Origin of the sequence: Sphingomonas kyungheensis, from assembly GCF_037120395.1 — a bacterium.
Taxonomy (GTDB): Bacteria; Pseudomonadota; Alphaproteobacteria; order Sphingomonadales; family Sphingomonadaceae; genus Sphingomonas; species Sphingomonas kyungheensis.
In genome coordinates this window covers 489,322-509,969 of record NZ_JBBBDM010000003.1, presented here as the reverse complement: position 1 = coordinate 509,969, position 20,648 = coordinate 489,322, and the positions used below count along the sequence as shown (strand labels likewise).

Below are 20,648 nucleotides of genomic sequence, written 5' to 3'. Positions count from 1 at the left end.
TCGGCCTCGGCGCGGACATGTGATATTGTAACCTGCCTGCGATCGGCCTAGATAGGCGCCGCAATGGTCGCTTCGACTCCTGTACGCCGCCTCGGCTGGGCCTGGCTCGATCGCGCCGCGATCGCACTGTCGGGACTGTGCGTCGTCCATTGCATCGCCAGTGCGGTGCTGCTCGCGATGCTGTCGGCGGCGGGCGGACTGTTGCTCAATCCGATCTTCCACGAGATCGGGTTGAGCATCGCGATCGTGCTGGGCGCGATCGCGCTCGGTCGCGGTATCCTCGATCACGGCTATGTCATGCCCGCGTCGATGGGCGCGTTCGGGCTCGGCATCATGGCCGGCGCGATGACCTTGCCGCACGACGGCGGCGGCGCCGAGACGCTGTGGACGGTGATCGGCGTCGGCCTGCTCGCCTTCGGTCACGATCTGAACCGGCGGGCGGCACATTGACCCGGCTTGTGATCGCCCCTGACGGCTCCTAAATCGCGGGAATGGCAGCTTCCGCGCATCACGATCATCACGAGCCGCAAGGCGCCGATCTCACCGCCGCGGCGCGGGCGACGCTCGAGAAATCCGGCGAACAATGGACGCAGATGCGCGCCAACGTCTTCGCCGCGCTCACCGGCTTCACCAAGCCCGCCAGTGCCTATGACATCGCCGAGGCGATGTCGAAGAGCGAGGGCCGGCGTGTCGCCGCCAACAGCATCTATCGCATCCTCGACGTCTTCGTCGCCACCAATCTGGCAAGAAAGGTCGAGAGTTCGAATGCTTACGTCGCCAACGCGCATCCCGATTGCCTGCACGACTGTATCTTTTTGGTGTGCGATTCCTGTGGGCAAACCGTGCATCTCGATGACGATTCGGTCACGCGCGGCGTCCGTAACGCAGCGCAAGCCGTTGGTTTTGCACCGATTCGTCCCGTGATCGAGGTGCGCGGCCGCTGCGCCGACTGCGCATGATCGTTACACCGGTCACCAATCGACACCTCTGATGCAAGCGCGTAGACGAAGGTGATGGCCGAACTTCCCGAAACGCCGCTGCTCGACACCGTCAACACCCCGGAAGAGCTACGAAAACTCGCACCGGAGCAATTGCGGCAGCTCGCCGACGAGCTGCGGCAGGAGACGATATCGGCGGTCGGCACCACCGGCGGCCATCTCGGCTCGGGGCTCGGCGTCGTCGAGCTGACGACGGCGATCCATTATGTCTTCGACACGCCGCGCGACCGGCTGGTGTGGGACGTCGGCCACCAATGCTATCCGCACAAGATCCTCACCGGGCGGCGGGATCGCATCCGCACCCTGCGCCAGGGCGGCGGGCTCAGCGGCTTCACCAAGCGCAGCGAGAGCGAATATGATCCGTTCGGCGCGGCGCACAGCTCGACCTCGATCTCGGCGGCGCTGGGCTTTGCCGTCGCCAACAAGCTGGCCGACACGCCGGGCCGCGGCATCGCGGTGATCGGCGACGGATCGATGTCGGCGGGCATGGCCTATGAGGCGATGAACAACGCCGAACAGGCCGGCAACCGGCTCGTCGTCATCCTCAACGACAATGACATGTCGATCGCGCCGCCGGTCGGTGGGTTGTCCGCCTATCTGTCGCGCATCGTGTCGAGCCGCGAGTTCCTCGGCATCCGCGACATCTTCAAGAAGTTCGCGCGCCGCCTGCCGCGGCCGATCCACGCCGCCGCGCGCAAGACCGACGAATTCGCCCGCGGCATGACGATGGGCGGCACCTTGTTCGAGGAGCTGGGCTTCTATTACGTCGGCCCGATCGACGGCCATAATCTCGACCACCTCATCCCGGTGCTGGAGAATGTCCGCGACGCCGAGGAGGGGCCGATCCTCGTCCATGTCGTGACCAAGAAGGGCAAGGGCTATGCCCCGGCCGAGGCGGCGGCGGACAAATATCACGGCGTGCAGAAGTTCGACGTGATCACCGGCGCGCAGGCCAAGGCGCCGCCGGGTCCGCCGCAATATCAGAACGTCTTCGGCGACGCCCTGGTCAGGGAAGGCGAGCGCGATCCGACGATCGTCGCGATCACCGCGGCGATGCCGTCGGGTACCGGCGTCGACCGTTTCGCCAAGGCCTTCCCGGACCGCGCCTTCGACGTCGGCATCGCCGAACAGCATGCGGTGACCTTTGCCGCGGGACTCGCCGCGCAGGGAATGCGGCCGTTCTGCGCGATCTACTCGACCTTTCTGCAACGCGCCTATGACCAGGTCGTCCATGACGTGGCGATCCAGAACCTGCCGGTGCGTTTCGCGATCGACCGCGCCGGGCTGGTCGGCGCAGACGGCGCGACGCATGCCGGCAGCTTCGACGTCACCTATCTGGCGACGCTGCCCAATTTCGTCGTGATGGCGGCGGCGGACGAGGCCGAGCTCGTCCATATGACGCATACCGCGGCGCTGCACGATAGCGGTCCGATCGCCTTGCGCTATCCGCGGGGCAATGGCGTCGGCATCGACCTGCCCGCCGTCCCCGAACGGCTCGAGATCGGCAAGGGCCGCGTCGTCCGCGAGGGCAAGACCGTCGCGATCCTGTCGCTCGGCACGCGGCTGGAGGAGGCGCTCAAGGCGGCCGAGGTGCTCGAGGCCAAGGGCCTGTCGACCACCGTCGCCGATCTGCGCTTCGCCAAGCCGCTCGACGAGGCGCTGATCCGTCGCCTGCTCACCACGCATGAGGTCGCGGTGACGATCGAGGAGAATGCGGTCGGCGGTTTCGGCGCGCATGTGCTGACGCTGGCGAGCGACGAAGGGCTGATCGACGGCGGGCTCAAGCTGCGCACGATGCGGCTGCCCGACGTCTTCCAGGATCAGGACAAGCCCGAGAAGCAATATGCCGAGGCGGGCCTCGACGCCGATCATATCGTCCAGACGGTCCTCAAGACGCTCCGCCACAACAGCGCCGAGGTGCCGGCGGGCGCGCGCGCGTGAAGGGCTGGACCGCGGTCGTCGTCATCACCGGCCTCGCGCTGGTGATGCTGATCGGGCTCAACGTCCGGTTGTGGCGGATGATGAAGGCGGCGACCGCGAAGGCGCGTGAGCAGCAGGCGCGCGGTGAGTCGCCGCCGCCGGTCTGAGCTGCTATCATGGCCTCATGAAGCTGACGAAGACATCGGACGGCTATGTCGTGAAGGTCCCCGACGAGGTGGTTGCCTCGCTCGGCCTGCATGACGGCGATGACGTGCAATTCGCGCGGTCTGGGGTGGTCGTCATCCCTGTGAGCGAGGAACAGCGGGAACTGGCTTTGGAAGACATGAAGCGGCTAGCGCGACCCTTCCCCGCGGATTACAAGTTCGACCGCGAGGAAGCCAACGCACGCTAATGCGGGCGTTCCTCGACTCCAATATTTTTGCCTATGCGTTCGGAGTTGATCCGCGGAGCGCCACGGCCTTCAGGCTTGTGAAAGACGGTGGCGTCATCAGCACACAATCGCTGAACGAATTGGCCAACGTTCTTCGCCGCAAGCATCGTTGGGCTTGGGACGATGTCAGACGAGCGGTTCGAGACGTCATCGTGCGTTGCCCGGCCATCATCACTCTCACCGTCGACCTCCACCACCTCGGCCTACGCCTCGCCGACCGCTACACGCTGTCCGTCTACGATGGCATGATCGCCGCCGCCGCGGTGATCGGCGGCTGCGACACGCTCTATTCGGAGGACATGCACCACGGCCTCGTCATCGACGGGCGGGTGCGGATCCTCGATCCGTTCGCGCCCGTCTGAGCCGCATCAGCGGTGCAGGTAATGCGCCTGTGCCGCGTCCGTTGCGTTGATCGCGAGGATCGAGCGCGCGTCGCCCGGCGGGCGGGCGTGGCCGCGGCCGTCGCTGCCCGCGGTGATAACGCGGTTGAGCAGTTCCTGCCCTTCCGCCCACCAGCCGATGCCGCTGGCGGCGTTGAGATGGCCCTGCGGCCCGGCATCGACGAAATGGCTGCCCCATTGTGCGGCAAGGCTGTGCGCCCGATCGATGCCGATCCACGGATCGTCGCTCGATGCGACGAGGATCGAGGGGAAGGGCAAGGGCGTCTTCGGCGTTGGCGCGAAGCCGCGCAATTCCTCCGGTGCGCCCGGTCGGTCGACGTCGGCGGGGGCGACGAGCAGCGCGCCGGCCACCGGCCAGCCATAAGGCTGCGGGCTGAGCTCCGCCCACCAGGCGACCGCCAGGCAGCCGAGGCTGTGCGCGGCAAGGATCACCGGCGCCTCGGCGCGCGCGATCGCCTGGTCGAGCTTGGTCACCCAGGCGTTGCGATGCGGCGTGTTCCACATGCCGAGCTCGACGCGCATCGTATCGGGGCGCGAATCCTCCCACAAGGTCTGCCAATGCGACGGGCCCGAGCCGCCGAGGCCGGGTACGGTCAGGATGGTCGGCTGCGCGCTGTCGAAACTGGAAAATCCGGTCATGGCTGCATCTCCCTCCGTTACGGGCGGGTGGCGGGCAGCGGCCGGAGCCGTCGCGCACTACCTCATCCCCAACGCCGAGCTTAATCCTACCGTTCCGATAGGCAATAAGCGATGCGCCCAGCCGATGGTGGCAGGCGGCGGGGCGAGGGTGCCGTCAAACGGGGTGACGATCGCGGCGCTTCGGCGCTAGGGGAGGGCATGGCAAAGACGCGTGCGGACCAGATGCTTGTCGATCGTGGCCTCGCCGAATCGAAGACGCGCGCGCAGGCGCTGATCATGGCCGGGCTGGTCTTCGCGGGGACGCGCAAGATCGACAAGCCGGGGCAGGCGCTCGCCGACGACGTGACGCTCGACGTGCGTGGGCGCGATCATCCCTGGGTGTCGCGCGGCGGCATCAAGCTCGCGCATGGCTTGGACCATTTTGGCTGGGACGTTACCGGCGCGGTGGCGATCGACGTCGGGTCGTCCACCGGCGGCTTTACCGACGTGCTGCTCCATCGCGGCGCGGCGCGCGTCTATGCGGTCGACAGCGGCACCAACCAGCTGGCGTGGAAGCTCAGGCAGGACCCGCGCGTCATCGTCCACGAACAGACCAGCGCGCGCATCCTCACCCCCGCGCATATCCCAGAGGCGATCGGCCTGATCGTCTGCGACGCGAGTTTCATCGGTCTTGCCAAAGTGTTGGAGCGGCCGATGACATTCGCGGCGCCCGCCGCGCGGCTGCTGGCGCTGATCAAGCCGCAGTTCGAGGCGGGGCGCGACGAAGTCGGCAAGGGCGGCGTCGTGCGCGATCCCGCGATACGCGCGCGTGTCTGCGCGGCGGTGGTCGACTGGCTTAGCGTTTCGGGCTGGTCGGTGGCCGGGGTCACCGAGAGTCCGATCACCGGCCCCGAAGGCAATGTGGAATATTTGGTCGCCGCAATACGTGATTGATCTACAATGGGAACGATCACCGATACGGGTGCTTTACGAAGGCTGCGCGCCGCGGCAAAGCAGGGGCGCAGATTGTTAGGGAGCATCGGGTGGGCGGTATCGCATCCAAAGGGCAGTTGCGGGTGTCGTTCCTGCGCTGGGCCGTCTTTACCGTTCCGTTGATCCTGTTGCTCGGTTTCGCCTCGGGCCGTGCGGTGCCCGCCGGTGCCGACAACAATTGGTATGTCGCCTTGCAAAAGCCGGCACTGACTCCGCCGGGCTGGGTCTTCCCGGTCGCCTGGAGCTCGCTTTACGTGCTGCTCGGACTGGCAGTGGCGATGATCCTCCACGCCCGGGGCGCACGCGGGCGCGGCGCGGCGCTCGCCGCCTTCGCGGTGCAGTTCGTGCTTAATCTCGCCTGGACGCCCCTGTTCTTCGGCATGCATCAGGTCGGAGCGGCGCTGTTCGTCATCATCGCCATCCTCGTCGTCGCGACGATCACCACCGTGCTGTTCGGGCGGATCCGGCCGGTCGCCGCCTGGCTGATGGTGCCCTATCTCGTCTGGATCAGCTTCGCCGGTGTGCTCACCTGGCGCATCGGCCAGCTCAACCCCGATGCCGAAACCCTTGTGCCGGCGGCGCATACGTCCCAGATGCTGTGACACGTTACGCTGACCGGGACCCAATCCAATGCAATCCGACAATCGCCTGTTCGATGATCTCGTTAAGCTGATGAACGGTGCCGCCGGCACGCTCGCCGGCGTCGGCCGCGAGGCCGAATCGGGGGCGCGGGCGCGGGCGCGCGAGTGGATCGGCGGGCTCGACTTCGTCAGCCGCGACGAATTCGAGGTGGTCAAGGCGATGGCGGTCGCCGCCCGCGACGAGAATGACGCGCTGCGCGCGCGGCTCGACGCGCTCGAGGCGAAGCTCGGTTCCGCCGCTACCCCCTCGGCGGACCCGCTTCCCACGGCCTGAGCGACGTTTTCCACAGCTTTATCGACAGTGTTGTCCACTATGGGGTTGCCTGGGCGTTTTTGCCTCGGCAGCCTTGTCGTGCGATAGAGGCGTAACGATGCTCGACCACGCTGAACACGAATCCGAACCCGATGCCCCGATCGACATGCTCGAGGCCTATTATGCCGCGCATGGCTGGGACCATGAGCGTCACGATGATGAGATCGTCGCCACGGTCAAGGGCAGCTGGACCAGCTACGAATTGCGCGCGCTCTGGCGCGAGGATGACAGCGTGCTGCAATTCCTCGCCTTTCCGGACATCAAAGTCACCGATGACCGGCGCGGCGCGGTGTATGAAGCGATCGGCCTCGTCAACGAACAGCTGTGGATCGGCCATTTCGAACTGTGGTCGTCGTCGGGCGTGCTGCTCTACCGCCATGCCGCGATGATCGACGGCGAGGAGGAGGGGACGATGTCGCTCGGCGCCACCGAATTGCTCGTCGAATCGGCGATCGAGGAGTGCGAGCGCTTCTACCCCGTGTTCCAGTTCGTGCTGTGGGGCGGCAAGACGCCCAAGGAGGCGCTCGCCGCCGCGCTGATCGAGACGCAGGGCGAGGCGTGACACGCCTGCTGATGGTCGGCGCCGGCCATATGGGCGGCGCGATGCTGCGCCGCTGGCTCGCCGCCGGCCTGTCGCCCGCGGAGGTCACCGTCGTCAGTCCGAGCGGCCGTCCGATGCCGGACGGCGTGCGCGTGCTGCGGGCGATCCCGGACGTGTGCGAGGGGGATTATGACCTGATCCTGCTCGCGCTGAAGCCGCAGCAGCTTGCATCCTTGCGCGACGGGCCGCTCGCCGGGCACAGGTCACGTCTGCTCGTCTCGATTCTGGCGGGGGTCGAGGTGGCGACGCTGGCGCCGCTCTGCCCGGCGGCGACAGTGGTGCGGGCGATGCCCAATCTGCCCGTCGCGATCGGCGCGGGGGTGGTCGCGCTCCATGCCGCCGATGCCGGGACCGCTGCGCGTGACGAGGTCGCCGCGCTGATGGCGCCGCTCGGTCTGGTCGAATGGATCGCCGACGAGGCGCAGTTCGACGATGTCACCGCGCTCGCCGGCTGCGGCCCCGCCTTCCTGTTCCGCTTCGCCGACGCGCTTGCCGCCGCCGGTGCGTCGCTCGGGCTGCCGCAGGATCAGGCGGCGCGGCTGGCGCTGGCGACGATCCGCGGCGCGGCGGAGATGGCGGCGCAGGCGGATGTCGGCCCCGCGGTGCTCGCCGACCGTGTCGCCAGTCCCGGCGGATCGACGCGGCAGGGGCTGGACGTGCTCGATCGCGCCGATGGCCTTGCGCCGCTGCTGCGCGAGACGCTCGCCGCGGCGGCGGCGCGCAATCGCGAGATGGCGGCGGCGGCGCGGCGCGCCTAGCTGCGCAGCGCTTCGATCAACGGCCGGTCGCCGTCGGGGATCATGCCCTCCAGCACCGCCCAATAGCCCGACACCGCATCCTGTCCGGCGATCTGATAGGCCTGCGACATCTTGACGCGCACCGCCTCGAACAGCTCGCTTTCCATCCGCGTGCCCTCTTCGGTCAGCCGCAGCAGCCGCTGGCGCCGGTCGCGCTCGCCCGGTCGGGTTTCGACCAACTTGCGATCGGTCAATTCGTTGAGTACGCGACCCAGCGACTGTTTGGTGATCGCGAGCAGCCCGAGCAATTCGCTGACCGTCAGGTCCGGTTTGCGCGCGATGAAATACAGTGCACGATGATGCGCGCGGCCCAGACCCTGGGCGGCGAGCCCCTGATCGACGGAGCGGGTGAGATGGCTATGGCCAAAATACAGCAATTCCATGCCGCGACGCAGTTCGGGCTCGCGGAGAAATTGGGCGGAAGCGGTGGGAGCTGTGGCAGCCATGTTGACCGGTCTAGCCCCCGCCCGTAGGCCTTCGCAACCCCTGATGCCTGAGAGAAATCGATGACCCTCGTTTCGCCGGCCGCCGCGCCGACCTTCCGCTTCGATCGCAGCGCGACCCCGGTCGCCGCCAACGAGCGCGCCGCGCGCCTCGTCGATCCCGGCTTCGGGCGCGTCTTCACCGATCATATGGCGGTGATCCGCTATGCGGAAGGCGAAGGCTGGCACGATGCGACGATCACCGCGCGCGCGCCGGTCACCGTCGATCCGTCGACCGCGGTGCTCCATTATGCGCAGGAGATTTTCGAAGGCCTCAAGGCCTATCGGCTCGACGATGGCGGCATGGCGCTGTTCCGGCCGGAGGCGAATGCGCGCCGCTTCAACAACAGCGCCCGCCGCCTCGCCATGCCCGAACTGCCCGAGGCGCTGTTCCTGCAATCCTGCCGCCAGCTGGTGCAGACCGAGCGCGACTGGTTCCCGCAGATCGAGGGCGGGGCGCTGTATCTGCGCCCGTTCATGTTCGCGAGCGAGGCGTTCCTCGGCGTCAAGCCGTCGTCCGAATATCTTTATATGGTGATCGCCTCCTCGGTCGGCGCCTATTGGAAGGGCGGCGCGCGCGCGGTGTCGATCTGGGTCAGCCAGGATTACACCCGCGCCGCGCCCGGCGGCACCGGCGAGGCCAAATGCGGCGGCAATTACGCCGCGAGCCTGCTCGCCCAGTCAGAGGCGATCCGCCAGGGCTGCGATCAGGTCGTCTTCCTCGATGCGGTCGAGCGCCGATGGGTCGAGGAACTGGGCGGCATGAACGTCTTCTTCGTCTTCGACGACGGCACGATGGTGACCCCGCCGCTGACCGGCACGATCCTGCCCGGCATCACGCGCGATTCGATCATCCGCATCGCGCGCGATCAGGGGATCACGGTGCGCGAGGAGAAATACGGCATCGACCAGTGGCGCGCCGATGCGGCGAGCGGCCGGCTGACCGAGGCCTTCGCCTGCGGCACCGCGGCGGTGGTGACGCCGATCGGCGAGGTGGCCGAACCCGCCGGCCGCTTCACCATCGGCAGCGGCGGCACCGGCCAGCTGACCCAGCGGATGCTCGACGCCCTGTCGGCGATCCAGCGCGGCCGCGCCGCCGACCCGCACGGCTGGCTCGACCGGCTCGGCTGATTGTCGCCGCGGCGGCGAAATAGCCGGCCGGCGGGGCTTCCCAACCGCGCCGGCCCCGCTATAAGGCCGCCTCCTCGTTGGGGCGTCGCCAAGTGGTAAGGCAGCGGCTTTTGGTGCCGCCATCCGCAGGTTCGAATCCTGCCGCCCCAGCCAGACTTCCTGTCCGGACCGTGGCAGAAACTCTCAGACCGTTTGATCCTGCGATCACCCGTCGGATCGCGTGCAACCCGGGACAATTAGCGGCTTCGTGCGCGACGGCACGGCGGCGCTCGGGGCGAGCGCTTCCCATTCCTGCACCGCGACCCCGGCGTATCGGCCGGATCGACCCGAGGCGTCGAAGAGGGCGCGCAGACAGCGTGTCGTGATCGGTGGAAAGCGGACCGCCTGCCAGGCGTCCGGATCGGTGCCATAGCCGCTGGCGCCGGACACCGGCTTCCAGCCATCGTGCCAATATTCGAGATGCCACCCGCGTGGCGGCGCGACGCCTTCATCGGCACCGGCGGGATGATCCGCCCAGAACCGGATACGGCTGCCGTCCAAGGTCACCGGCTGCGGCCAGCGGTACTCGATCCACTGCCGGGGCGGATTGTTCGGCGACCAGCTGCCCCACAGATCGGGCGGCAGCGGTGCGTCCCTGACCACGCCGTCGTTGAGCGACTTGATCCAATATTGCACCGGCACCGGCTCGTTGGAGGCGGTGGCATAGGCAGCGCTGGCGATGTTGCGCGTCGGCGCGGCGGGCGGCTGCCGGCGGCGGGTCGGGATGACGGGCCGGATCGCGGCCGGGGTGACGCTGTCGTCCCACGCCATCCGGTCGATCGCGACGCTGCGGCGGAAATGGCCGCCGCCCACCGCATCGGCGGTGTGATAGGCGAGATACCAGTGGCCCTTGAACGCGACCGCCCCCGAATGGCTGGTCGTCGAGCTGACCGGGCGCAGCACCGTGCCGCGATAGGTCCATGGCCCCAGCGGCGACGGCGCCGATCCGTAAGCGATGCAGGCGTGATAGATGGCGGGCGTGCAGGGCGAGTCCGGCCCGGCAGTGTTGGCGGCGTAGAGCATGTAATAGGTGCCGCGCCGCTTCATCAGCCACGGCGCTTCGAAGAAGCCGGTGAGAGAGGGGACGGCGATCGGTGCGCCCTTCGGCGTCAGCATGTCGCGCGCCAGCTCCATGCCGCGCAGCTGCCCGAACGTCCCCCAATAGAGATAGACCCGCCCGTCGTCGTCGATCAGCACGGTCGGATCGATATTCTGGATGGCGTTGCGCACCGGCACGCGCTGCGACACGATGGGGCCGGCGGGATGCGCGTCCCGCCACGGCCCGGTGATCCGGTCGGCGACCGCGACCCCGATCGCGAACCGGTCGCGCGCATCGCTGTTCCGCTCAAGCACCGGAGCGTACATATAATATCGCCCGTCGAAGCCTTTGACGATCTGTCCGGCATAGGCACGGCCCGGCTCCGCCCAGGCGAATACCGTCTCCGGTCGCGCGATCGCCGGATAGTGCCGCCAGCGCCCGGAGGCCGGATCACTGGTCGACAGCAATTGCCACTCGTTCATAATGAAGTCGTTGACGTTGGGCGGCGCCTCGTCACGGCCGGCAAGGATCCACAAGGTGTCGCCATCGACGAACGGCGCGGGGTCGGTCGAATAATAACGTCCGTCGGCGAGGATCGGGTTGCCGGGCGCGACGACCGGGCGTCCCTCGTCGGCGAGCAGCGCGGCAGGCAGCACCGCGAGCGAAGCGGCGGCGAGACACCGGCTCACGCCACCGCGAGCGCCGGCGGCCAGCGTCGGTTCGCCTCGACCACCGTGGGGAGATCCAACGGCACCGGTGGCGCATCGGCCGGCGGTGATGCCGTGATCCGGGCGGGAAAGCGCTTGTGCGGCATGGCGCATCTGGTGCGGCAACCAGCCGGCGGAGGCCGCAGCCGTGCTTTCTCTGATCAACGCGCAGCGCCTCATGCCCGACATCGCCTCCCGTTGCGGTTACGTCGTTCCAAACTGGTTTGATACCGTATACGATAAGGCGCAATCCTAATTCTACCTGCGATGCCCCCGGGCGAAGCTGGTCATGCCTGACACGATGCCATCCGGTTCACGCGGCTTTTCGCAGCGGTGCTTGGCTGCGCCGCGGCCGCGTGGTCTGGGCAGGCGGCACCGCCAAAGTCTTGAGGGGAGGGCGGCCGCGAACGGGACCGGCGCTCCGCAGTCGCCACACCGGCGTGGCAGCCGGGCGAGCGACCAGCCTGCGCCGCGTCCAACGATGCGGCCGCCGGTCCGGTCAGTCTAGCGTCACCACGATCTTCCCGAACGCGCCGCGATCGAGATGGTCGAGCGCAGCCGGCAGCGCGTCGAAGGCATAGCGGCGGTCGATCACCGGCTGGATGGCATTGGCGTCGATCGCGCGTACCAGATCGTCGAGCGCGCGCCGGTGGCCGACGCGGATGCCCTGCACGACCGCGTTCTTGAGCATCAGATGCCGCGCTGCGCCGGCCAGCTCGACGCCGTCGATCACCCCGATCAGCGCAATCCGTCCCTGCACCGCCACCGCCTCGAGCGACCGCGCCAGATGCGCGCCGCCGACGATGTCGAGGATATGATCGACGCCGCGATCCGCGGTGAGGCGATGCACCGTCTCGACCCAGCCGTCGCGGGCGATCGCATGATCCGCGCCGAGCGCCGCGGCCCGTTCGCGCTTCGCCGCATCGCCCGACGTGACGAAGACGGTCGCGCCATGCGCCTTGGCGATCTGCAGGCCGAACAGCGCGACGCCGCCGGTCCCCTGGACCAAGACGCTCGCCCCCGCCTTGAGGCGACCCTGTTCGACCAGGGCGAACCATGCGGTCAGTCCGGCGCAGGTCAGCGTACTCGCCGCGACGGGATCGAGGCTGTGCGGCGCGGCGACGAACCAGTCCTCGGGCATGGCGACATATTCGGCGAGCACACCGGGGTAATTGCCGCCGAGCGCAGCGCCCGGCGGGTTCGCGGCGCTGCCCGCATAGCTGCCGTCGATCCAGCCGGGGAAGAAGACCGATATCACCCGCTCGCCGACAGCGAAGCGCGTCGCCCCCGCGCCGGTCGCGACCACCGTGCCGGCAAGATCGGACCCCGGCGTGAACGGGAACGGCAAGTGCGTCCCCAATCCGTTGTCGATCACCAATTTGTCGCGATAGTTGAGCGCCACCGCCGCGACCTTGACCAGTACCTCACCCGCGCGCGGCTCGGGCCGCGGCACGCACGCCAGCCGCAGATTGGCGCGGCCATAGTCGGTCATCTCCCAACGCGTCATCGTCATCATGCGTCTCCTTTCGTCCAGACCGGGCCGATCTAGCGTTGATCGTCACGCCCCGGTGGCGATAGTCGGGACCGGCTTTGGTGCATGGGACGCGACAATGAAGCGGGCAGATGTGTTGGCGGAGGTGCCGGTGTTCGTCGCCGCGGTCGAAGCGGGCGGGTTCAGCGCCGCCGCGGCGACGCTCAACCTCACCCGGTCGGCGATCGGCCGGTCGGTCGCCCGGCTCGAACGGCGGCTCGGCGTGCGGCTGTTCCACCGGACCACGCGGCGGCTGACGCTGACCGAGGACGGGCAGGCGTTCTTCGATCATTGCCGCCGCGCGCTCGACGAGCTCAAGGCGGCGACCGCGGCATTGCAGTCGGAGCGCTGCGAGGTGGCGGGGCGGCTGCGCGTATCGATGCCGGTCTTGTTCGGGCGGCAATGCGTCGCCCCGATCCTGATCCGGCTGGTGGAGGCGCACCCGCGGCTGGAGATCGACTGCAATTTCAACGACCGGCTCGTCGACGTGATCGAGGACGGCTTCGACCTCGTCCTCCGCAACGGCCCGTTGCGCGACTGGCCGGGGCTCGCCGGGCGGCGCGTGGCGACGCAGCATATGCGCGTCTGTGCCGCTCCCGGCTATCTCGCGGAGGCGGGCAGGCCGGCGACGCTCGACGACCTCGCCCGGCACCGCGCAATGCTCTACGGCCGGCCGGGGCGGATCCGGTCGTGGCTGTTCCCGCAGCCGGGCGCCGCGCCGCGCGAGATCGTGCCGCCGAGCCGGATGCGCTTCGACGATCTCGGCACGATCCGCGACGCCGCGGTCGCCGGCCACGGCCTCGCCTGGCTGCCCTGCTGGCTGATCCGCGACGATGTCGCCGCGGGGCGACTGGCGACGGTGCTGGACGCGCTGCCGGCGCACAGTTTCACCAGCCATGCCTTATGGCCGCAGGCGCCGCGCCTGCCCCTGCGGCTGCGGCTGGCGATCGACGCGCTCGCCGCCGAACTGCCCGCCGCCACCGCGCTCAAACTCTGAATTGCATTTCATTTGACGCAGATGCGGCGCGCGGGCGATCAGGAGCGGTGGCGCATATCCTGCTCATCGAGGACGACGCGGGCACCGCCAACGAGATCGCCCTCGAACTCGTCGCGGCAGGGCATCGGCTGACCCATCACCTGACGATCGCGGCGGCGCTGGCCTGCGCGCAGGCACCGGGCGTCGACCTGCTGATCGTCGACCGGCAATTGCCCGACGGCGAGGGACTCGACCTGATCGCGCGGCTGCGCGGCGACGGCTGCCGCACCCCGGCGCTGGTGCTGAGCGCGCTCGGCAGCCTCGACGATCGCGTCCGCGGGCTGCGCGCCGGCGGCGACGATTATCTCCCCAAGCCGTTCGCGCTGGTCGAGCTGGTCGCACGCGTCGAGGCGCTGCTGCGCCGCCCCAACGAGACGCGCGACACACGGCTGATCGTCGGGCCGCTCGATCTTGATCTGCTCGCCGGCACCGCGACGCGGGCCGGCCGCCCGCTCGAACTGCTGCCGCGCGAGATGAAGCTGCTCGACTATCTCGTCCGCCGGCCGGGGCGGATCGTCACGCGATCGATGCTGTTGCAGGACGTCTGGGGTTATACGTTCGAACCCAACAGCAACGTCGTCGACGTCCATATCGGCCGGTTGCGCCGCAAGGTCGATGTCGCCGGCGAACCGCAGCTGATCCGCAACGTGCGCGGCCGCGGCTATGTCTTCGATCATGCGGGCTGATCCGCGCACCCGTGCGACGCTGCGCTGGGGCGGGGCGATCGCCGCGCTGCTCGTCGTCCAGTCGCTGGTCACCGCGGCGATCGTCTGGGCGCTGGTCAACGCCAGTCACGCGCATGCGATCGACCAGGCGCTCGCCGGCGACTGCCGCTTCTTCGCAAAGACCCCCGCCGCCGAACGCCGCGAGGAGGTGCGCGAGATGCTCACCCGCGACATCCATCGCGAACGCTTCCTCGGCCTGTTCGACGCGTCCGGCCGGTTGATCGACGGCAATGTCGCGCGTTTGCCCGATCTGCCGCCCGGCCGGGCGCGCATCGTCACCACCGCGGTGGCGCCGACCGAGCTGCCCGGCAAAACCAGCGACGTCGCCCGACTTTCGGTCTGTCCGCTGCCGGGTGGCGAGCGGCTGCTCACCGGCTTCGACCTCGACGATGCCGAGGAGGCGCTGCACCTTGCCGGGCGGGCGATGCTGCTCGGTCTGCTGCCGGCGCTCGTGCTGGCGCTCGGCTTCGGGCTCGTCGCCGGACGCCGCGCCGCGCGGCAGGTCGATACCGTACGCGCGCTGACCGCGCGGATCGTCGCGGGCGGCCTCCACGAGCGTTTGCCGGTGGAGCGCCGCCCCGACAGCTTCGGCCTGCTCGCCGAGCATATCAATGCGATGCTCGATCGCTTGCAGGTGCTGGTCGCCGACGTGCGCGGCGTCGGCGACGATATCGCGCATCAATTGCGCACGCCGCTCACCCGGCTGCGGGCGCGCGTCGAACGCGGCATGCGCGAGGCGCGCGCGCCGGCGGATTTCCAGACGGTCGCCGAGGCGGCGCTGACCGAGATCGACCAGCTGCTCGGCATCGTCGCCGCGCTGCTGCGCATCCGCGAGCTGGAGGATCATGCCCGCCGCAGCCGCTTCGCGCCGGTCGATCTCGCCCGCGTCGCCGCCGATGCCTGTGACCTCTATCGGCCGACCGCGGAGGATCGCGGCATCGACCTCGTCTGCCGGATCGACACGGCCGCGCCGATCGAGGGCGATGCCAGCCTGTTGATCGAGGCGCTGTCCAACCTGCTCGACAATGCGATCAAATTCGGTCCCGCCGGCGGCCGCGTCACGCTGACGGTCGAGCGCAGCGCCGCCGCGATCACCGTCAGCGTCGCCGACGAGGGGGCGGGGATTCCCGCCGCGGAGCGCGATCTGGTGACCCAGCGCTTCTACCGGGGCCGGCACGATTGCCAGGGCGCGGGGCTGGGGCTCAGCCTGGTCAAGGCGATCGCCGACATGCACGGGCTGAGCCTGCGTTTCGCCGAACAGGGCAGCGCCGTACTGCTGGTCATGCCGCTGCGTCGAGACTGAACACGAATTTAGACAACCGCGCCGCGCGACGTCCGTTTGATCCGCATCAACCCCGCTGCGCCCGGCGACCCGGGCGGACAACGAAAGGACGACGATGCGCTATACCCTCCTCGCCGCGACACTGTTCGCCACCGCGATCGCCAGCCCTGCCATCGCCCAGCAGGGTGCGACAGGCGGCTTTCCGACCAACAGCCTCAGCGACCGGCCGCACGGCGGCCCGCAGGGCGCCGACCAGCGCGCCTCGATCCAGGCGCTGCAACAGACGCTGACCGAGCTTCAGCAGCTTCAGCTCCAGACCAAGCAAGCGCATTGGAACGTCTCGGGCACGCTCTACTATCCGCTGCACGAACTGCTTCAGGATCATTATGAGGGCGTCGGCAAATATGCCGACGAGGTCGCCGAACGGCTGCTCGCGATCGGCGCTTCGTCGGACGGGCGCGCCAATACCATCGTCCGCACCAGCCGCATTCCCGAATATCCCGGCGGCTTCACCGACGACGCCCAGGTGATCGGCTGGTTCGCGCGCTATTACCTCACCACCAGCACCGAGATCGGCCAGGGCATCAAGGCGACCGAGGACAAGGACCCCACCACCTCCAATCTGTTGCAGGAGGTGCAGCATGCCATCGACAAATATCAGTGGCAGATGCGCGCGATGATCCAGCCGACCCCGACCGATCCCAACACGGGCGCCGACCTCAACGCGGGCCGCCCGATCATGATGCCCGGCGCCGGCGGCTGAGCGGGCTCGACAAAGGCGCTGGCACGGGCGACTAACGCCTTGAAGGGGAATGCGATGTCCGAGCCGGTCGCCGAACATCATCTGGTCCATCGCACCGGCTGGCTGCGCGCCGCGGTGCTGGGGGCCAATGACGGCATCATCTCGGTATCGAGCCTGCTGGTCGGCGTCGCCGCCGCGCCGGGTGCGACGCATGGCGGCGTGCTGCTCGCCGGCACCGCCGCTCTGGTCGGCGGCGCGCTGTCGATGGCGGCGGGCGAATATGTCTCGGTCAGCTCGCAGGCCGATACCGAACAGGCCGATCTCGCCCGCGAGCGGCTCGAACTCGCCCGCGCGCCCGAGCAGGAGCGTGCCGAACTCGCCGCGATTTACGAAGAGCGCGGCGTCACCCCCGATGTCGCGTTCGAGGTGGCGACACAGATGATGGCGCATGATGCGCTCGGCGCGCACCGGCGCGACGAACTCGGCATCTCCGACGAACTCGCCGCCCGTCCGATCCAGGCGGCGCTGTCCTCGGCGGCGGCGTTTTTTGCGGGCGCGATCCTGCCAATGCTCGTCGCCACGTTCGTGCCGCGTGCCGTCACGGGTATCGCGGTGTCGTCCTGCGCGCTGGTGATGCTGGCGATCCTCGGCGCGATCGGCGCGCGGGTCGGCGGCGCCCCGATCGGCCCGGCGATGCTCCGCGTCGTCTTCTGGGGGCTGATCGCGATGGGCGTCACCGGCGCGATCGGCCGGGCGCTGGGTACGGCGGTCTAGGCGGGGCGGGCGAAGCGGGGCGGCAGCCCTGTCGGTCCGCTTTCGATCCACGATTGCGGACCATAGGCCCAGGCCGGCCGCCTCTGTCATCGACATGTCACACGCTCGCGTCATGGTGACCTCACCGACATCTGCGCGGGGTCGATGGCCTCTGTTGCCCGGTTACAACACCGACATAATGTAACCTGTTTATGTCGGGTTTGTCATCGTCCTGTTACGATCCTGACAGGCCCACACTTTCAAATTCTTCCCCAACAAGATAGCAAACAGGGGAAAATATGCGCCATCTGCTTAGCGCCACGGCCTTGCTCGGCACGCTTGCGATGCTGCCGACCATGGCGGCTGCTCAGACCACGCCGGTTCCGTCGCAGGACAGCACCGACACCGCCGTCACCCAGGACGACACCGCCAATGCCGCCGCCGGCCGGCCCGCCGCCGACGCGGGCGGTGACATCATCGTCACCGGTTCACGCATCGCCAGCCCGAACCTGACCTCGCCCAATCCGATCACCACCGTCCAAGGCGGGGACTTCTTCAAACAGGGACAGGTGTCGATCGGCGATCAGCTCAACCAGCTGCCGCAGCTTGCCCCGACGTTCAGCCAGTCGAACTCGACGCGTTTCCTCGGTACCGCCGGGCTCAACCTGCTCGATCTGCGTAATCTCGGTACGCAGCGGACGCTGGTGCTGGTCAATGGCCGCCGCCACGTTGCCGGCGACATCCTCAATTCGGGTACGTCGGTCGATACCAATACCATCCCGACCGATCTAATCCAGAGCGTCGACATCGTCACCGGCGGTGAGTCGGCGATCTATGGCTCGGACGCGATCGCGGGTGTGGTCAATTTCGTGCTCAAGGATCATTATCAGGGCCTCGAAATGCGCGGCCAGAGCGGCGTCAGCACCTATGGTGACGGCGGCGCGAGCTTCGCCAGCCTGCTCGCTGGTCGCAACTTCAGCGACGGACGCGGCAACGTCGCGGTCAATGTCGAATATGCGCACCAGGATCAGTATTTCGCGACGACCCGGCCGTACCTCGATCAGCAGACGTCGTTCGTCCAGGTCAATCCGACCGGCAGCGCCGGCAATCCCGAGAACATCCTCTACAACGACGTGCGCAATGCGGCGTACAGTGAGACCGGCGTGATCCGCTTCGGCGGCAATTCGCTGTTCAATGCCGGCACCGGCCCGAACGGCGTCGCTTATTATGTGCCGTACCAGTTCACTCCCGACGGTAATCTCGTGCCGCTGACCGGGCAGCGGGTCGGCTATGGCCCCAATGGCTCGTTCATCGGCGGCAACGGCAGCAACTTCCGCAGCGGCACCGAATTCCAGATCCAGCCGCAGCTCAACCGCTATAACGTCAGCCTGGTCGGCCATTATACCGTTGCCGACGCCTTCGAGCCGTTCGTCGAGGCGACCTATTCGCATACCTCGGTGTTCGGCTCCGGATCGAGCGGCCCGGCGTTCATCAACGGCGGCGTGTTCAGCGACAGCCGCGAAGCGATCCGGCTCGACAACCCTTATCTGACCTCGCAGTCGCTGGCGACGATCACCACCAATCTGCTCGCCGCAAATCCGACGCGGGTGATCACCGGAGCGACCACCGTCAACGTTCGCGAGATCATGGCGGGGCTCGGCAACCGGTCCGAACAGTCGGACCGCGATACCTTCCGCGTCGTCGGCGGTATTCGTGGCGAGTTCAACGACAATTGGCATTACGAGATCGCCGGAAACTACGGTTCGTTCCGCGAGAAGACCGAGGTGCTCGGCAATCTCAACGTTCAGCGCTTCCTCCTTGCCAACGATGCGACGCGTAACGCCAACGGTCAGATCGTCTGCCGTTCGCAAATCAATCCTGCCGCGGCCGTCGGCTATGCAGGGGTGACCGATCCCAACCAGGCGGCGGTGCTCGCGCAGGACGTGGCCGCCTGCGTGCCGATCAATGTCCTCGGCGGCCAGTTCACCGACGCACAGCGCGCCTATCTGCTGCCCAACACCACTTCGACCGGCAAGATCACGCAATTCGACGTCAGCGCCTTCATCTCGGGCGACCTGCGGCAGTTGTTCTCCCTGCCCGGTGGTCCGATCGGTTTCTCGATCGGCGGCGAATATCGGCGTGAGACGAACCTGTACGCCCAGGACCCGCTCGTCTCGAACGGCTACACCTTCTACAATGCAATACCGGCGTTCAACGCGCCGGCGCTGAAGGTCAAGGAAGCCTATAGCGAGATCCGTATCCCGCTGCTCAAGGACATTCCGCTGATCAAGGAGCTGACCGTGTCGGGTGCGGCGCGCGTGTCGGACTATAACACGTCGGCGGGGACGGTCTGGTCTTATAACGGGTCGGCGATCTGGCGGCCGGTCAGTGACCTGACATTGCGTGCAAGCTATGCACGCGCCGTTCGGGCGCCCAATCTCGGCGAGTTGTTTACGCCGAACGGCACGAACTACCAGTTCATAACCGATCCCTGCTCGGCGGACAACATCACCAAGGGGTCAAATCCCGCCAACCGCCAGGCAAATTGCGCCGCCGCCGGCCGACCAACCGGCTACAACTTCCAATATTCGAACTCGCTGCTGTATCGCAGCGGCGGCAACCCGAACCTCAGTGCGGAAACGTCCGACTCCTATACCTATGGCGGCGTGTTGCAGCCGCACTGGATTCCGGGGCTGGCGATCACCGTCGATTATTACAACATCAAGGTGCGGCAGGCGATCGCCTCGGTCGATGCGCAGACCATCATCAACCAATGCTATGATCTGCCGAGCCTCAGCAACCAGTTCTGCGCCTTGTTCCAGCGAGCGGGTGCAAGCGGCGGGCCGAGCGGAGAGATCCCGTTCCAGGTATTGGAAGGATCGCTGCTGTCGTCGGGCGTCAACTTCGGCGCCTTGCGTGCCCGCGGCATCGATACGTCGGTGACCTACAATCGCCGGATCGCTGATTATGGTGAGGTATCGCTGCGGGGCAATTACACCCACGTCTTTCAGCGGGACGATTTCACCGATCCGACCCGCCCGGATTACGTCACCCGCGATCTCGACAATCTCGGTACGCCGCGCGACCGCTTTACGATCAACGCCGACTTCAAGTCCGGGCCGTTCACGCTCGGCTATCGCCTTCGTTGGTTCGGCCGCCAGTATGTCGGCGATTACAGCTATTATAACTCGCTCAACGGCAATGCACCGACCGACCCTTATTATGCGAATTACAAATATTATCCGGTCATCGCCTACCATGATCTGCGTCTCGGCATCGATGCAACGGACAAGTTCAATTTCTACCTGGGCGTGACCAACCTCGGCAACAAGCATCCGCCGCTCGACCTGACCGGCCTCGGCCAGGGCAGCGGGCAATATGATACGCTCGGCCGCTTCGTCTATGCGGGCGTGCAGGCGAAGTTCTGATGGTTGGGACGCGGGTGCCG

General features: G+C 67.6%; 22 protein-coding genes and 1 tRNA gene. 19 read left to right on the top strand and 4 right to left on the bottom strand.

Translation table 11 applies throughout. From position 1 onward, the window contains the following. Positions 1–63 precede the first annotated feature (63 nt). Genes V8201_RS10180 through V8201_RS10155 form a run of 6 tightly spaced genes read left to right on the top strand, consistent with a single transcriptional unit; the run spans position 64 to position 3,731 of the window. Positions 64–450 carry a MerC domain-containing protein gene (locus tag V8201_RS10180; protein ID WP_037534345.1) on the top strand — a complete coding sequence of 129 codons (387 nt, stop codon included), beginning with the start codon at positions 64–66 and terminating at the stop codon, positions 448–450. Between the two features lie 41 nt (positions 451–491). Continuing rightward, complete coding sequence (locus tag V8201_RS10175; RefSeq protein ID WP_037534344.1) at positions 492–959, top strand: Fur family transcriptional regulator; 468 nt, start codon at positions 492–494, stop codon at positions 957–959. Between the two features lie 54 nt (positions 960–1,013). Next, positions 1,014–2,939, top strand: a complete 1,926-nt coding sequence (dxs, locus tag V8201_RS10170) for a 1-deoxy-D-xylulose-5-phosphate synthase (RefSeq protein ID WP_037534342.1) — start codon at positions 1,014–1,016, stop codon at positions 2,937–2,939. Next, on the top strand, positions 2,936–3,085 hold the full coding sequence (locus V8201_RS10165; protein WP_271298904.1) for a hypothetical protein: 150 nt from the start codon (positions 2,936–2,938) through the stop codon (positions 3,083–3,085). The genes dxs and V8201_RS10165 overlap by 4 nt, the downstream gene beginning before the upstream one ends. 17 nt (positions 3,086–3,102) lie before the next feature. Beyond that, positions 3,103–3,330 (top strand): hypothetical protein, encoded by a 228-nt coding sequence (locus V8201_RS10160; RefSeq protein ID WP_336545200.1) that lies wholly within the window; start codon positions 3,103–3,105, stop codon positions 3,328–3,330. Next, positions 3,330–3,731 (top strand): PIN domain-containing protein, encoded by a 402-nt coding sequence (locus V8201_RS10155; RefSeq protein WP_336545199.1) that lies wholly within the window; start codon positions 3,330–3,332, stop codon positions 3,729–3,731. Before V8201_RS10160 ends, V8201_RS10155 begins: the two co-directional genes overlap by 1 nt. Positions 3,732–3,737: 6 nt before the next feature. Here V8201_RS10155 and V8201_RS10150 read toward each other — a convergent pair whose 3' ends face one another. Further along, positions 3,738–4,409, bottom strand: a complete 672-nt coding sequence (locus V8201_RS10150; protein ID WP_037534336.1) for an RBBP9/YdeN family alpha/beta hydrolase — start codon at positions 4,407–4,409, stop codon at positions 3,738–3,740. Between the two features lie 198 nt (positions 4,410–4,607). Between V8201_RS10150 and V8201_RS10145 the strand changes: the two genes are divergently transcribed. The 5 genes from V8201_RS10145 (at position 4,608) to V8201_RS10125 (ending at position 7,694) form a co-directional block, all read left to right on the top strand. Beyond that, positions 4,608–5,342, top strand: coding sequence for a TlyA family RNA methyltransferase (locus tag V8201_RS10145; protein WP_037534333.1), 735 nt, complete (start codon positions 4,608–4,610; stop codon positions 5,340–5,342). Positions 5,343–5,431: 89 nt separating this feature from the next. Next, the gene (locus tag V8201_RS10140; RefSeq protein WP_200870402.1) at positions 5,432–5,983 is read left to right on the top strand and encodes a TspO/MBR family protein; all 552 of its coding nucleotides are present in this window, start codon (positions 5,432–5,434) and stop codon (positions 5,981–5,983) included. 28 nt (positions 5,984–6,011) lie between these two features. Next, the gene (locus tag V8201_RS10135; RefSeq protein WP_336545198.1) at positions 6,012–6,296 is read left to right on the top strand and encodes an accessory factor UbiK family protein; all 285 of its coding nucleotides are present in this window, start codon (positions 6,012–6,014) and stop codon (positions 6,294–6,296) included. Positions 6,297–6,393: 97 nt separating this feature from the next. Beyond that, entirely contained in the window at positions 6,394–6,897 is a 504-nt protein-coding gene (locus V8201_RS10130; protein WP_037534330.1) for a type III secretion system chaperone family protein, read from the top strand. A gap of 11 nt (positions 6,898–6,908) precedes the next feature. Continuing rightward, on the top strand, positions 6,909–7,694 hold the full coding sequence (locus tag V8201_RS10125) for a pyrroline-5-carboxylate reductase family protein (RefSeq protein WP_336545303.1): 786 nt from the start codon (positions 6,909–6,911) through the stop codon (positions 7,692–7,694). Here V8201_RS10125 and V8201_RS10120 read toward each other — a convergent pair. Continuing rightward, positions 7,691–8,179: a MarR family transcriptional regulator gene (locus V8201_RS10120; RefSeq protein WP_037534329.1), complete on the bottom strand. Its 489-nt coding sequence runs from the start codon at positions 8,177–8,179 to the stop codon at positions 7,691–7,693. The genes V8201_RS10125 and V8201_RS10120 overlap by 4 nt on opposite strands. Before the next feature lie 60 nt (positions 8,180–8,239). On the opposite strand from V8201_RS10120, the gene V8201_RS10115 reads away from it, so the two are divergent. Continuing rightward, complete coding sequence (locus V8201_RS10115) at positions 8,240–9,346, top strand: branched-chain amino acid aminotransferase (RefSeq protein ID WP_037534327.1); 1,107 nt, start codon at positions 8,240–8,242, stop codon at positions 9,344–9,346. A gap of 78 nt (positions 9,347–9,424) precedes the next feature. Beyond that, positions 9,425–9,499, top strand: a tRNA-Gln gene (locus tag V8201_RS10110). 51 nt (positions 9,500–9,550) lie between these two features. Here V8201_RS10110 and V8201_RS10105 read toward each other — a convergent pair. Both V8201_RS10105 and V8201_RS10100 read right to left on the bottom strand, forming a co-directional pair. Further along, positions 9,551–11,113, bottom strand: a complete 1,563-nt coding sequence (locus tag V8201_RS10105) for a family 43 glycosylhydrolase (protein WP_336545197.1) — start codon at positions 11,111–11,113, stop codon at positions 9,551–9,553. A gap of 517 nt (positions 11,114–11,630) precedes the next feature. Beyond that, positions 11,631–12,644, bottom strand: coding sequence for a zinc-dependent alcohol dehydrogenase family protein (locus V8201_RS10100; protein ID WP_336545196.1), 1,014 nt, complete (start codon positions 12,642–12,644; stop codon positions 11,631–11,633). Positions 12,645–12,741: 97 nt separating this feature from the next. Between V8201_RS10100 and V8201_RS10095 the strand changes: the two genes are divergently transcribed. The 6 genes from V8201_RS10095 to V8201_RS10070 all read left to right on the top strand — a co-directional run bounded on the left by V8201_RS10095 (position 12,742) and on the right by V8201_RS10070 (position 20,628). After that, positions 12,742–13,659, top strand: a complete 918-nt coding sequence (locus tag V8201_RS10095; RefSeq protein WP_037534322.1) for a LysR family transcriptional regulator — start codon at positions 12,742–12,744, stop codon at positions 13,657–13,659. Positions 13,660–13,706: 47 nt separating this feature from the next. Next, a complete protein-coding gene (locus tag V8201_RS10090) occupies positions 13,707–14,384 on the top strand; it encodes a response regulator transcription factor (protein WP_271298896.1) in 678 nt (225 codons plus the stop codon). Then, positions 14,374–15,726: a sensor histidine kinase gene (locus V8201_RS10085; protein ID WP_271298895.1), complete on the top strand. Its 1,353-nt coding sequence runs from the start codon at positions 14,374–14,376 to the stop codon at positions 15,724–15,726. The genes V8201_RS10090 and V8201_RS10085 overlap by 11 nt, the downstream gene beginning before the upstream one ends. 94 nt (positions 15,727–15,820) lie before the next feature. Beyond that, positions 15,821–16,468, top strand: coding sequence for a Dps family protein (locus tag V8201_RS10080; RefSeq protein ID WP_037534317.1), 648 nt, complete (start codon positions 15,821–15,823; stop codon positions 16,466–16,468). A gap of 54 nt (positions 16,469–16,522) precedes the next feature. Then, positions 16,523–17,221, top strand: a complete 699-nt coding sequence (locus V8201_RS10075) for a VIT1/CCC1 transporter family protein (RefSeq protein ID WP_336545195.1) — start codon at positions 16,523–16,525, stop codon at positions 17,219–17,221. 278 nt (positions 17,222–17,499) lie between these two features. After that, entirely contained in the window at positions 17,500–20,628 is a 3,129-nt protein-coding gene (locus V8201_RS10070) for a TonB-dependent receptor domain-containing protein (protein WP_336545194.1), read from the top strand. Positions 20,629–20,648: the final 20 nt, after the last annotated feature.

Coding starts and splice junctions, on each gene's coding strand:
- V8201_RS10175 (WP_037534344.1), top strand. CDS start 492: ATGGCAGCTTCCGCGCATCACGATCATCACGAGCCGCAAGGCGCCGAT.
- V8201_RS10075 (WP_336545195.1), top strand. CDS start 16,523: ATGTCCGAGCCGGTCGCCGAACATCATCTGGTCCATCGCACCGGCTGG.
- V8201_RS10120 (WP_037534329.1), bottom strand. CDS start 8,179: ATGGCTGCCACAGCTCCCACCGCTTCCGCCCAATTTCTCCGCGAGCCC.
- V8201_RS10095 (WP_037534322.1), top strand. CDS start 12,742: ATGAAGCGGGCAGATGTGTTGGCGGAGGTGCCGGTGTTCGTCGCCGCG.
- V8201_RS10115 (WP_037534327.1), top strand. CDS start 8,240: ATGACCCTCGTTTCGCCGGCCGCCGCGCCGACCTTCCGCTTCGATCGC.
- V8201_RS10155 (WP_336545199.1), top strand. CDS start 3,330: ATGCGGGCGTTCCTCGACTCCAATATTTTTGCCTATGCGTTCGGAGTT.
- V8201_RS10100 (WP_336545196.1), bottom strand. CDS start 12,644: ATGACGATGACGCGTTGGGAGATGACCGACTATGGCCGCGCCAATCTG.
- V8201_RS10150 (WP_037534336.1), bottom strand. CDS start 4,409: ATGACCGGATTTTCCAGTTTCGACAGCGCGCAGCCGACCATCCTGACC.
- V8201_RS10085 (WP_271298895.1), top strand. CDS start 14,374: ATGCGGGCTGATCCGCGCACCCGTGCGACGCTGCGCTGGGGCGGGGCG.
- V8201_RS10130 (WP_037534330.1), top strand. CDS start 6,394: ATGCTCGACCACGCTGAACACGAATCCGAACCCGATGCCCCGATCGAC.
- V8201_RS10145 (WP_037534333.1), top strand. CDS start 4,608: ATGGCAAAGACGCGTGCGGACCAGATGCTTGTCGATCGTGGCCTCGCC.
- V8201_RS10135 (WP_336545198.1), top strand. CDS start 6,012: ATGCAATCCGACAATCGCCTGTTCGATGATCTCGTTAAGCTGATGAAC.
- dxs (WP_037534342.1), top strand. CDS start 1,014: ATGGCCGAACTTCCCGAAACGCCGCTGCTCGACACCGTCAACACCCCG.
- V8201_RS10180 (WP_037534345.1), top strand. CDS start 64: ATGGTCGCTTCGACTCCTGTACGCCGCCTCGGCTGGGCCTGGCTCGAT.
- V8201_RS10125 (WP_336545303.1), top strand. CDS start 6,909: ATGGTCGGCGCCGGCCATATGGGCGGCGCGATGCTGCGCCGCTGGCTC.
- V8201_RS10080 (WP_037534317.1), top strand. CDS start 15,821: ATGCGCTATACCCTCCTCGCCGCGACACTGTTCGCCACCGCGATCGCC.
- V8201_RS10160 (WP_336545200.1), top strand. CDS start 3,103: ATGAAGCTGACGAAGACATCGGACGGCTATGTCGTGAAGGTCCCCGAC.
- V8201_RS10070 (WP_336545194.1), top strand. CDS start 17,500: ATGCGCCATCTGCTTAGCGCCACGGCCTTGCTCGGCACGCTTGCGATG.